The organism is Serratia sp. BW106, assembly GCF_002607755.1.
GTDB classification, from domain to species: Bacteria; Pseudomonadota; Gammaproteobacteria; order Enterobacterales; family Enterobacteriaceae; genus Serratia; species Serratia proteamaculans.
The window spans coordinates 1-11,938 of sequence record NZ_MCGS01000051.1 but is presented as its reverse complement, the minus strand read 5'-3'; the positions used below and the strand labels follow the sequence as shown (position 1 = coordinate 11,938).

Genomic DNA, 11,938 nt, shown 5'->3' with positions numbered 1-11,938 from the left:
GCATATAGTCAATTAAAGACAGATTCAGAAAATTAGCTAACGAGAGGAAGAGTGACATGCGTGCACTGTTATTGGAACAACAAGACGATCAAACTCTGGCTCAAGTCAAAGATATCAGCAGCGATCAACTGCCCGACGGCGATGTCACGGTAGACGTCAACTGGTCCAGCCTCAATTATAAAGACGCGTTGGCGATCACCGGCAAAGGCAAGATTGTACGCAACTTCCCGATGGTGCCAGGCATCGACTTCGCCGGTACCGTGCGCCACAGCCGTGACGATCGCTTTAAAGAAGGCCAGAGCGTGGTGCTTACCGGCTGGGGCGTGGGTGAAAACCATTGGGGCGGCCTGGCGGAACAGGCCCGTGTCTCCGGCGAATGGCTGGTGCCGCTGCCAAACGGGTTGGATGAACGCAAGGCGATGATCCTCGGCACCGCCGGTTTTACCGCCATGCTGTGCGTGATGGCGCTGGAAGAAGGTGGTGTGCGCCCGGATGACGGCGACATTTTGGTTACCGGCTCCAGCGGCGGCGTAGGCAGCACGGCGATCGCTATTCTGGCCGCGCTGGGCTATCACGTGACGGCAATCAGCGGCCGCGAAAGCAATACCGATTACCTGAAAGCACTCGGTGCCAAAGAAGTGCTGTCGCGTAGCGGCTATCTCGAAGCCCCACGCCCGCTGGAAAAACAACTGTGGGCCGGTGCAGTCGATACCGTCGGCGACACTATGCTGGCACGAGTGTTGGCGCAAATGAACTATAACGGTACCGTCGCTGCCTGCGGCCTGGCCGGCGGTTATCACCTGCCGACCACGGTGATGCCATTTATTCTGCGCAATGTACGCCTGCAAGGCGTGGACTCGGTGCACACCCCGCTGCATCGCCGTCAAACCGCCTGGGAACGCCTGGCCGGTATCCTGCCAGACAGCTTCTACCAGCAGGCCACCCAGGAAATCACGCTGGAACAGGCACCGGCCACCGCTGCCGCGCTGCTGGATAACAAAGTCACCGGCCGTACTCTGGTGAAAGTCCGCTAAGCCTGAACGCCCCCCAACAACGGGGGGCATGTCCCGTCTGCGAAATTTCATATTTTCCCGCCGTCTCTCGCATAAGGCCTGGTTTCACGCCATGCTTACTTCATATTCGCGGAGAAAAATAGCATGAGCAAACAACCTAAATTAACTGAGGCCGATGTCACGCCAGAGAGCGTGTTTTATCAACGGCGAAAAGTGTTGCAGGCGTTAGGCATCACCGCCGCGTCACTGGCCCTGCCGCTTAACGCACAGGCCGATTTGCTGTCATGGTTTAAAGGTCACGATCGGCCCAAGGCACCGCCGGGCAAACCGCTGGAATTCAGCAAGCCGGCAGCCTGGCAGGCCCAACTGGCCTTGACGCCGGAAGATAAGGTCACCGGCTACAACAACTTCTACGAGTTCGGTCTGGATAAGGCCGATCCGGCGGCCAATGCCGGCGGTTTGAAAACCGAAGGCTGGCAGGTGCGCATCGACGGCGAAGTCGCCAAACCGATCACGCTGGACATCGATGACTTAATCAAACGCTTCCCGCTGGAACAGCGCATTTACCGCATGCGTTGCGTCGAAGCCTGGTCGATGGTGGTACCGTGGATTGGCTTTGAATTGGGTAAGCTGATCAAGCTGGCGGAGCCGAACAGCAACGCGCGCTACGTCGCCTTCCAGACGCTGTACGATCCAGAACAGATGCCGGGCCAGAAAGACCGTTTTATCGGCGGCGGGCTGAAGTATCCCTATGTTGAAGGGCTACGTCTCGATGAGGCGATGAACCCGCTGGCGCTGCTGACCGTCGGCGTGTACGGCAAAACGTTGCCGCCGCAGAATGGTGCGCCGCTGCGCTTGATCACCCCATGGAAATACGGTTTTAAAGGCATCAAGTCGATCGTCCATATCAGTCTGGTGCGCGATCAGCCGCCGACCACCTGGAATCAGTCTGCGCCTAATGAATACGGTTTCTATGCCAATGTGAACCCGCACGTCGATCATCCACGCTGGTCGCAGGCCACCGAGCGCTTTATCGGCTCCGGCGGCATTCTGGATGTTAAACGTCAGCCAACGCTGCTGTTTAACGGCTATGCCGAACAGGTGGCCTCACTGTATCGCGGCCTGGATCTGCGGGAGAATTTCTAAGTGCGTTTGACTCCAACCCATATCAAATGGATCAAGGTCGCCATTTATCTGGCGGCATTTTTGCCTTTTCTCTGGCTGGTACTGTCGGTGGATCAGGGTTGGTTTAGCGCTGATCCGGCCAAGGATATTCAGCACTTTACCGGCAGAATGACGCTGAAGCTGTTGCTGGCCACCTTAATGATCGCCCCGCTGGCACGCTATACCCGCCAACCACTGCTGATTCGTTGCCGTCGCCTGGTGGGGCTCTGGTGTTTTGCCTGGGCCACGCTGCATCTGATAAGCTATTCGACGCTGGAATTGGGGCTGAGCAATATCGGCCTGCTGGGGCGCGAACTGGTTACCCGCCCTTACCTGACGCTCGGCATTATCAGTTGGCTGATCCTGCTGGCGCTGGCCGCGACCTCGACGCTGTGGGCGATGCGCAAACTGGGCGCCAAATGGCAAACGCTGCATAATTTGGTGTATCTGGTGGCGATCCTGGCACCGATTCATTACCTGTGGTCGGTCAAAACCTTCTCGCCACAGCCCTTCATTTATGCCCTGCTGGCCGTCGTGCTGCTGGCACTGAGATACAAGAAATTCCGCAATTGGTGGCGTTAACAGGCGGAACTTTTCTGTGTTCTACCCCTCATAATGCGATAACAGCCTGACCAGTTTGCGGGTTTAGGGTTGAATATCTTCGCTGATAAGACCAGTATTTAGCTGCGAATTGCTACGATATCGTTATAATGCCCGACCTTGTTCCTGTTCTCAGGGTGAATTTTCCCCTTAACAGGTGACAAATCGGTGACATCGGGTTATTTTCTACGATGATAGTTTTATTGCCGGAGATACCAGCACAATGGCGGATAAGTTTCACATTTTGCTTCTGAACGGCCCCAATCTGAATCTGCTGGGGACGCGTGAACCGGAGAAATACGGTAGCACGACGCTAACAGAGATTGTTAACGGATTGGAAAACCAGGCATCCGCACTGGATATTACCCTGAGCCATCTGCAGTCTAACGCCGAACATGCGCTCATCGACCGCATACACCAGGCGCGCGGCAATACAGATTTTATTCTGATCAACCCTGCCGCGTTCACGCATACCAGCGTGGCGCTGCGAGATGCATTGCTGGCGGTGCAGATCCCGTTTATCGAGATCCACCTGTCCAACGTGCATGCCCGCGAGCCTTTCCGCCATCACTCCTACCTTTCCGATATTGCGGTGGGTGTGATTTGCGGCCTCGGCGCAGATGGCTACACATTTGCTTTACAGGCAGCGGTTAACCGTCTGTCGAAAACCCACTAATTGCTACGCAAAAAGAGTCCGGAATCACACTCATGGATATTCGTAAAATCAAGAAACTGATCGAACTGGTTGAAGAATCAGGCATTTCTGAACTGGAAATCTCTGAAGGCGAAGAGTCGGTTCGCATCAGCCGTGCCGCTCCGGTACAGGCTTACCCAATGATGCCGCAGGCATACGCAATGCCGGCACAGCCGCAGCCAGCTCTGGCTACCGCCGTGGCTGCCGCGCCAGCTGAAGCCCCTGCAGCACCAGCGGCCATGAGTGGCCACATCGTCCGTTCCCCAATGGTTGGCACTTTCTACCGCACACCAAGCCCGGATGCGAAATCCTTCATCGAAGTTGGCCAGAAAGTGAATGCCGGCGACACGCTGTGCATCGTTGAAGCCATGAAAATGATGAACCAGATCGAAGCGGATAAATCCGGCGTGGTGAAAGCCATCCTGGTAGAGAACGGCCAACCGGTAGAATTTGACGAGCCACTGGTCGTCATCGAATAACGAGGCGAACATGCTTGATAAAATTGTTATCGCCAACCGTGGCGAGATCGCGCTTCGTATCCTGCGTGCTTGTAAAGAGCTGGGCATCAAAACCGTTGCCGTGCACTCCACAGCCGATCGCGATCTGAAACACGTACTGCTGGCTGACGAGACCGTGTGTATCGGTCCTGCGCCATCGGTAAAAAGCTATCTGAATATCCCGGCTATCATCTCTGCGGCGGAAATCACCGGCGCAGTGGCGATCCACCCGGGCTACGGCTTCTTGTCTGAGAACGCTGACTTCGCCGAGCAGATCGAACGCTCCGGCTTTATCTTCATTGGCCCGAAAGCCGAAACCATCCGCCTGATGGGCGACAAGGTTTCTGCCATCAACGCCATGAAGAAAGCCGGCGTGCCTTGCGTACCTGGTTCCGACGGCCCGCTGACCGATGACATGGATAAAAACCGTGCCTTCGCCAAGCGCATCGGCTACCCGGTGATCATCAAGGCATCTGGCGGCGGCGGCGGCCGTGGCATGCGCGTTGTGCGCAGCGACAAAGACCTCGAGCAATCCATTTCCATGACAAAAGCGGAAGCCAAAGCGGCTTTCAACAATGACATGGTTTACATGGAAAAATACCTGGAAAACCCACGCCATATCGAAATTCAGATTTTGGCCGACGGTCAGGGTAACGCCATCTATCTGGCCGAACGTGACTGCTCCATGCAGCGCCGCCACCAGAAAGTGGTTGAAGAGGCACCAGCACCAGGCATCACCAGCGAAATGCGCCGTTACATCGGCGAGCGCTGCTCGAAAGCCTGTGTTGAGATCGGTTACCGCGGTGCGGGGACTTTCGAGTTCCTGTACGAAAACGGCGAGTTCTATTTCATCGAAATGAACACCCGTATTCAGGTTGAACACCCGGTTACCGAAATGATCACCGGCGTGGATCTGATCAAAGAGCAGCTGCGTATCGCTGCCGGTCAACCGCTGTCGATCAAACAGGATGAAGTGAAGGTTCACGGCCACGCGGTGGAATGCCGTATCAACGCCGAAGACCCGAACACCTTCCTGCCAAGCCCAGGCAAGATCACCCGTTTCCATGCGCCAGGCGGTTTCGGCGTGCGTTGGGAATCTCATATTTACGCCGGTTATACCGTACCGCCGTACTATGATTCCATGATCGGCAAACTGATCACTTACGGTGAAAACCGTGACGTGGCAATTGCCCGCATGAAGAACGCCCTGGCTGAACTGATCATCGATGGCATCAAAACCAACGTTGAACTGCAGCAGCGGATCATGAGCGACGAAAACTTCCAGCACGGTGGCACCAACATCCACTATCTGGAGAAGAAGCTCGGTCTGCAGGAAACCTAAGGCAGGCTATTCGCATCGCCTGACAGAAGGCCGGTTAATCACCGGCCTTTTTCTTTTGTAACGGCTTGGCAAAAGCCGGCCTTGCCGTAGAATTCCTTACCTTTGGCAAAACCATCACCGTAAACCTATGGGGAACACTGATGGAAACACGCTTTATTCAAGCCCACCGCGAAGCACGATGGGCGCTCGGTCTGACGCTGCTGTATCTGCTGGCCTGGTCACTGGCGGCCTACCTGCCGGACAGTGGATCCGGTATTACCGGCCTGCCGCACTGGTTCGAAATGGCCTGTTTGCTGGTCCCGCTATTGTTTATCGGCCTGTGCTGGCTGATGGTACGCGGCGTATTCCGTGATATTTCGCTGGAGGACGGCGATGCAAACTGAAGTCATTTTGCCGCTGGTTGGCTATCTGGTGCTGGTGTTTGGCTTGTCGGTCTACGCGTACAGCCGTCGTCAAACCGGCAACTTCCTCAGCGAATATTTCCTTGGCAGCCGCTCGATGGGCGGCTTCGTGCTGGCCATGACGCTGACCGCCACCTATATCAGTGCCAGTTCGTTTATCGGTGGCCCCGGTGCCGCCTATAAATACGGCCTGGGTTGGGTGCTATTGGCGATGATCCAACTGCCGGCGGTGTGGTTGTCGCTCGGTGTACTGGGCAAAAAATTCGCTATTCTGGCGCGCCGCTACAACGCCATCACCCTGAACGACATGCTGTACGGCCGTTACCAAAGCCGTCTGTTGGTCTGGCTGGCGAGTCTTAGCCTGCTGGTGGCGTTCCTGGGGGCCATGACGGTGCAGTTTATCGGCGGCGCACGCCTGCTGGAAACCGCCGCCGGTATCCCTTACGACACCGGTCTGCTGATCTTTGGCATCAGCATTGCGCTGTATACCGCCTTTGGCGGCTTCCGTGCCAGCGTGCTGAACGACGCCATGCAGGGTCTGGTAATGTTGATCGGCACCGTGCTGTTACTGGTTGCGGTGATCCACGCCGCCGGCGGTCTGCATAGCGCAGTGGACAAACTCCAGCAGATTGACCCGGCACTGGTGTCACCGCAGGGCGGTGAACAGATCCTCAGCCTGCCGTTTATGGCATCGTTTTGGATCCTGGTGTGCTTTGGCGTGATTGGCCTGCCGCATACGGCGGTGCGCTGCATCTCCTACAAAGACAGCAAGGCGGTACATCGCGGCATCATCCTCGGCACCATGGTAGTGGCGGTACTGATGTTCGGCATGCATTTGGCCGGCGCGCTGGGCCGTGCGGTACTGCCGGATCTGAAGATCCCCGATCAGGTGATCCCAACGCTGATGATCACCGTGCTGCCGCCATATGCCGCCGGTATCTTCCTGGCTGCGCCGATGGCGGCAATCATGTCGACCATTAACGCCCAATTGCTGCAATCATCCGCCACTATTATTAAAGATCTCTACCTTGGCGTACGGCCGCAGCAAATGCAGAACGAACGCCTGATCAAACGCTTCTCCAGCCTGACCACGCTAATCCTTGGCTTATTGGTGCTGCTGGCGGCCTGGCGACCACCGGAAATGATCATCTGGCTGAATCTGCTGGCGTTCGGCGGCCTGGAAGCGGTGTTCCTGTGGCCACTGGTGCTGGGCCTGTACTGGGAACGCGCCAACGCGCAGGGAGCACTTAGCTCAATGGTGACGGGTGCGGTATGCTATACGCTATTGGCCAGCTTCAAGCTGCAGTTGGCGGGGTTGCACCCTATCGTGCCTTCACTGCTGTTTGGCCTGTTGGCATTTTATATCGGTAACGTCGTCGGCGAAAAACGTCGGACGGCGTCATCATTACCCTCTTAAAAGAGAATTGCTATGCCTTGGATCCAACTCAAACTGAACACCACCGGTAGCCAGGCAGAAGACCTGAGCGACGCACTGGTTGAAAGCGGCGCGGTCTCGGTGACCTTTCAGGACACCCACGACAATCCGGTGTTCGAACCGCTGCCAGGTGAAACCCTACTGTGGGGCGATACCGATGTGATCGGCCTGTACGACGCCGAAACCGATATGGCTGAAGTGGTGGCCATGCTGGAACAGCATCCGCTGCTGGGCGCCGGTTTCCGCCACAAGATCGAACAGCTGGAAGATAAAGACTGGGAACGTGAGTGGATGGATAACTTCCACCCGATGCGCTTCGGCGAGCGTCTGTGGATCTGCCCAAGCTGGCGTGACGTGCCCGACCCAACCGCGGTCAACGTGATGCTCGACCCGGGCCTGGCGTTTGGTACCGGCACCCACCCAACGACGGCGCTGTGCCTGCAGTGGCTGGACGGCCTCGATCTGGCCGGTAAAACCATTATCGACTTCGGCTGCGGTTCCGGCATCCTGGCAATTGCCGCACTGAAACTCGGTGCAGCGCGCGCTATCGGCATCGATATCGATCCCCAGGCCATTCAGGCCAGCCGCGACAACGCGCAGCGTAACGGCGTTTCAGAGCGTCTGGAGCTGTATCTGCCAAAAGACCAACCGGCCGATCTGCTGGCCGACGTGGTGGTCGCCAACATCCTGGCCGGCCCATTACGTGAGCTGGCACCGCTGATCGGTTGCCTGCCGAAGTCCGGCGGCTATCTGGGCCTGTCCGGTGTGCTGGCGACCCAGGCCGCGAGCGTGGCGCAAGCCTATGAAGATAAATTCACGCTCGATCCGGTCGCAGAACGCGAAGAATGGTGCCGTATTACCGGTCAACGTAACTAATTCCCTTTTTGCTTTGATAAAAACCACCGATAACTTAACAGGTTACGGTGGTTTTTTTTCGCCCCAAGATTTCACTGATTTATCCTGACAAAAAGCGAGCGTATTCTGCTGCAGGCGCGATCACCGCCGGTTTTTTTAGCCGCTGGCCGCCACAGAAGATTAACGTTGTTTAAATAAGGATTGGCAATGAAAGGGAAAATATTAGTCGCCGTTTTAATGGTCTCCTGCTTTTCGGCGGGTGCGGCAGAGCAAGCGCATTGGGGCTATGAAGGTCAGGAAGATCCGACACACTGGGGCAAACTTTCCCCGGACTTTTCGCTGTGCGAAACCGGTAAAAACCAGTCACCGGTGAATATTAAGGGCGCGCTGAAAACCCAACACGACAAACTGAAACTCGCTTTCCAACCGGGCAAGCAACAGATCGTCAATAACGGCCATACCCTGCAGGTTAACGTTAGCGGCGGCAATACTTTAGTTCTGGATAACGACACTTTCACGCTGCAGCAATTTCACTTCCACGCCCCCAGCGAAAACAAAATTGATGGCAAGCAGTTCCCGCTGGAGGCGCACTTTGTCTATAAAGACCAGCAAGGTGAGTTGGCGGTGCTGGCTTTGATGTTCCAGCAAGGCAAAACCAATTCGCAACTGGCGCGGGCCTGGCAGCAGATACCGACAGCCGTCGGTCAGACTGCAGTACTGACTACACCGCTGGATATCAAAGCCCTGCTGCCAAAAAGGTTTAACTTCTATCGGTTCAGCGGTTCGTTGACCACTCCCCCCTGTTCTGAAGGCGTAAGCTGGATGGTACTGGATAAGCCCGTCAGCGCATCTGCCGAGCAGATCGCCCAATTCCGCACCGCAGTACAGCATGCGAACAATCGCCCGCTACAGCCGCTGAATGGCCGCGTTATCATCGACTAAGGCTATAGGGAAGACTTCACCGCCGGTGTCATGGCCGGTGGTGAACCAGACCGCTTTACACCAAAACCCTTACCACGCAACTTCAACGTAATTGTGCCTATTCTCAACGGAATACCCTGATAAATGCCCTGAAATACTGTCAATATCCAGCTGAATCGAGACTCATTACAGATAAAATTCTGTTGTGTGGGGAATATTTTATTGCACGCAAATTAACCATATTTCGTCAACTCATTGTTAAATATATATAATATTTTTATAGATCCTGACGAGGTGCATTTTTATTGCCAAATAGCGCCTGATTGGTCAAAGTTTGGCCTTTCATCTCAACGCAAAAATGCGTAATATACGCGCCCTTGCGGACACAGTATGGTTACTCTTTGTCTATGCGCATTGGACACCACCAGCTTACAAATTGCTTGATTGCGGCCCCGATGGCCGGCATTACAGATCGCCCATTTAGAGCCCTATGTCATGCAATGGGTGCTGGGATGGCTGTATCCGAAATGCTCTCCTCCAATCCGGAGGTGTGGCGGACGGATAAGTCGCGTCTGCGTATGGTCCATAGTGATGAACCAGGGATCCGTTCCGTGCAGATTGCCGGATGTGATCCAGATGATATGGCCGCTGCGGCGCGTATTAACGTGGCCAGTGGCGCACAAATCATCGACATCAATATGGGTTGCCCGGCCAAGAAAGTGAACCGGAAGCTTGCAGGGTCTGCATTGTTGCAGTACCCGGATCTGGTTAAACAGATCCTCCACGCGGTAGTTAACGCTGTGGATGTGCCGGTAACACTTAAGATTCGCACCGGCTGGGAACCAGAACACCGTAACTGTGTAGAGATTGCCCAACTGGCCGAAGACTGTGGTATACAGGCCCTGACGATTCATGGCCGAACCCGTGCCTGCCTGTTCAACGGCAACGCGGAGTACGACAGCATTCGGGCAGTTAAGCAGAGTGTTTCCATTCCGATTATCGCGAATGGCGACATTACTGACCCGCATAAAGCCAGAGCAGTGCTCGACTACACTGGGGCTGATGCCCTGATGATAGGCCGCGCTGCTCAGGGGAGACCCTGGATCTTCCGGGAAATCCAGCATTATCTGGACACTGGGGAACTGCTGCCCCCTCCGCCGCTTGGCGAGGTTAAGCGTTTGTTGATAGGGCATATTCGGGAATTGCACGGCTTTTACGGCCAAGGCAAGGGATTCCGGATTGCTCGTAAGCACGTATCCTGGTATCTCCAGGAGCACGCCCCGAATGACCAGTTTCGGCGCACATTCAACGCCATAGAGGATGCCAGCGAACAGCTGGAGGCGTTGGAGGCATATTTCGAAAATCTTGCGTAACAAAAAAGAGCTGACAGAACTATGTTCGAACAACGCGTAAATTCTGACGTACTGACCGTTTCTACCGTGAACTCACAGGACCAAGTGACTCAAAAGCCTCTGCGTGACTCGGTGAAACAAGCACTGAAGAACTATTTTGCTCAACTGAACGGTCAAGACGTTAACGATCTGTATGAGCTGGTATTGGCTGAAGTTGAACAGCCACTGTTGGACATGGTGATGCAATACACCCGTGGCAACCAGACCCGTGCCGCCCTGATGATGGGCATCAACCGTGGTACGCTGCGTAAGAAATTGAAAAAATACGGCATGAACTGATACTAGTCAGTTTGCATGTTGAAAAGGCGCAACCTCGCAAGAGGCGGCGCCTTTTTCTTATTGGGTCTTCTGCCAAAGTGATGTCAATGCGAATGAGAATATTCGCATGCCACTCCTCCTTATCAGGCCGTATTCTGTGTTACAATATACATTCTTGGAGCCGCCTTCGCGGGCCTACAGCATCCCTCCGAAGCCTGATAGCAGCGCGAACCGCCCTTCGAGTGTAAAGATTTAGTCAATTATGGAATCTGGCTAAACGATAGTGATGTCTGGGTGTCTGAGTGGTCGTATCGCAATTGAGGGGATCCTTGTGCGTTACAGGTTGCTGCCCCTAATTAATGCATAAATGAGTTCATATGAAGCGTCCGCAAAAATTCAAAATGGCCCTGCTGCATCCGCGCTACTGGTTTACCTGGTTCGGCCTGGCCTTTCTGTTCTTACTGGTTCAACTCCCCTACCCGGTGCTGCACAAGCTCGGTATGTGGATGGGCCGCACCTCGATGCGATTCCTGAAGCGCCGGGTTTCCATTACTCGTCGTAACCTGGAACTGTGCTTCCCGGACATGGACGTGGCGCAGCGCGAACGCAAAGTGATAGGCAACTTCGAATCCCTCGGCATGGGCCTGCTGGAAACCGGTATGGCCTGGTTCTGGTCAGATAAACGCGTCAAACGCTGGTTCAACGTTTCCGGTATCAATCATCTGAAAGCAGCCCAGCAGAATCAACGCGGCGTGCTGGTGATTGGCGTGCACTTTATGTCGCTGGAATTGGGTGGCCGTGCCATGGGCCTGTGTCAGCCGATGATGGCGATGTACCGCCCGCACAACAATAAAGCAATGGAATGGGCACAAACCAAAGGCCGTATGCGTTCCAACAAGGCCATGCTCGATCGCAAAGACCTGCGCGGCATGGTTCAGGCTCTTAAACGCGGTGAAGCCGTGTGGTTCGCTCCGGACCAAGACTACGGCCCACGTGGCAGCGTATTTGCTCCGCTGTTCGCCGTCGATCAGGCCGCTACCACCAGCGGGACCTATATGCTGGCACGCCTGGCCAAACCTGCGCTGGTGCCGGTGGTGCTGATCCGTCGCGAGAAAGGCCGTGGTTATGATCTGCTGATCCAACCGGCACTGGAAAATTACCCGATCAGCGACGAGATCGCTGCCGCGGCTTACATGAATAAAGTGGTTGAGAAAGAGATTATGCGCGCGCCAGAGCAATACATGTGGCTGCATCGTCGCTTCAAAACCCGGCCGGCCGGCGCCCCGTCGCTGTACTGAGCCCACCCCCAAACCAAGCCCGGCCAACGCCGCAATGCCGTTCACTTA

General features: G+C 55.3%; 13 protein-coding genes. All 13 read left to right on the top strand.

Annotation, left to right across the window (positions count from 1 at the left end; all coding sequences use genetic code 11):
* The first annotated feature begins 56 nt into the window (after positions 1-56).
* The 13 genes from BEI65_RS24780 to lpxP all read left to right on the top strand — a co-directional run bounded on the left by BEI65_RS24780 (position 57) and on the right by lpxP (position 11,890).
* The gene (locus tag BEI65_RS24780) at positions 57-1,034 is read left to right on the top strand and encodes an MDR family oxidoreductase (protein WP_099065508.1); all 978 of its coding nucleotides are present in this window, start codon (positions 57-59) and stop codon (positions 1,032-1,034) included.
* Positions 1,035-1,157: 123 nt separating this feature from the next.
* Positions 1,158-2,159, top strand: a complete 1,002-nt coding sequence (gene msrP, locus BEI65_RS24775) for a protein-methionine-sulfoxide reductase catalytic subunit MsrP (protein ID WP_099065507.1) — start codon at positions 1,158-1,160, stop codon at positions 2,157-2,159.
* Positions 2,160-2,759, top strand: coding sequence for a protein-methionine-sulfoxide reductase heme-binding subunit MsrQ (gene msrQ, locus BEI65_RS24770; protein ID WP_099065506.1), 600 nt, complete (start codon positions 2,160-2,162; stop codon positions 2,757-2,759).
* A 241-nt stretch (positions 2,760-3,000) separates the two neighbouring features.
* Positions 3,001-3,453 carry a type II 3-dehydroquinate dehydratase gene (gene aroQ / locus BEI65_RS24765; RefSeq protein ID WP_020832079.1) on the top strand — a complete coding sequence of 151 codons (453 nt, stop codon included), beginning with the start codon at positions 3,001-3,003 and terminating at the stop codon, positions 3,451-3,453.
* A gap of 32 nt (positions 3,454-3,485) precedes the next feature.
* Positions 3,486-3,950, top strand: a complete 465-nt coding sequence (gene accB, locus BEI65_RS24760; RefSeq protein WP_099065505.1) for an acetyl-CoA carboxylase biotin carboxyl carrier protein — start codon at positions 3,486-3,488, stop codon at positions 3,948-3,950.
* A gap of 10 nt (positions 3,951-3,960) precedes the next feature.
* Positions 3,961-5,310, top strand: coding sequence for an acetyl-CoA carboxylase biotin carboxylase subunit (gene accC, locus BEI65_RS24755; RefSeq protein ID WP_012147113.1), 1,350 nt, complete (start codon positions 3,961-3,963; stop codon positions 5,308-5,310).
* Between the two features lie 140 nt (positions 5,311-5,450).
* Positions 5,451-5,693, top strand: a complete 243-nt coding sequence (locus BEI65_RS24750; RefSeq protein ID WP_099065504.1) for a YhdT family protein — start codon at positions 5,451-5,453, stop codon at positions 5,691-5,693.
* Positions 5,683-7,128, top strand: a complete 1,446-nt coding sequence (panF, locus tag BEI65_RS24745) for a sodium/pantothenate symporter (RefSeq protein WP_099065503.1) — start codon at positions 5,683-5,685, stop codon at positions 7,126-7,128. Before BEI65_RS24750 ends, panF begins: the two co-directional genes overlap by 11 nt.
* Before the next feature lie 12 nt (positions 7,129-7,140).
* Positions 7,141-8,022: a 50S ribosomal protein L11 methyltransferase gene (prmA, locus tag BEI65_RS24740; RefSeq protein WP_099065502.1), complete on the top strand. Its 882-nt coding sequence runs from the start codon at positions 7,141-7,143 to the stop codon at positions 8,020-8,022.
* A 186-nt stretch (positions 8,023-8,208) separates the two neighbouring features.
* Positions 8,209-8,943, top strand: coding sequence for a carbonic anhydrase (locus BEI65_RS24735; RefSeq protein ID WP_099065501.1), 735 nt, complete (start codon positions 8,209-8,211; stop codon positions 8,941-8,943).
* A gap of 386 nt (positions 8,944-9,329) precedes the next feature.
* Positions 9,330-10,295: a tRNA dihydrouridine synthase DusB gene (gene dusB, locus BEI65_RS24730; protein ID WP_037410551.1), complete on the top strand. Its 966-nt coding sequence runs from the start codon at positions 9,330-9,332 to the stop codon at positions 10,293-10,295.
* Between the two features lie 21 nt (positions 10,296-10,316).
* Entirely contained in the window at positions 10,317-10,613 is a 297-nt protein-coding gene (gene fis / locus BEI65_RS24725) for a DNA-binding transcriptional regulator Fis (RefSeq protein ID WP_000462905.1), read from the top strand.
* Positions 10,614-10,969: 356 nt separating this feature from the next.
* Positions 10,970-11,890: a kdo(2)-lipid IV(A) palmitoleoyltransferase gene (lpxP, locus tag BEI65_RS24720; protein ID WP_085119704.1), complete on the top strand. Its 921-nt coding sequence runs from the start codon at positions 10,970-10,972 to the stop codon at positions 11,888-11,890.
* The last annotated feature ends 48 nt before the right edge of the window (positions 11,891-11,938 follow it).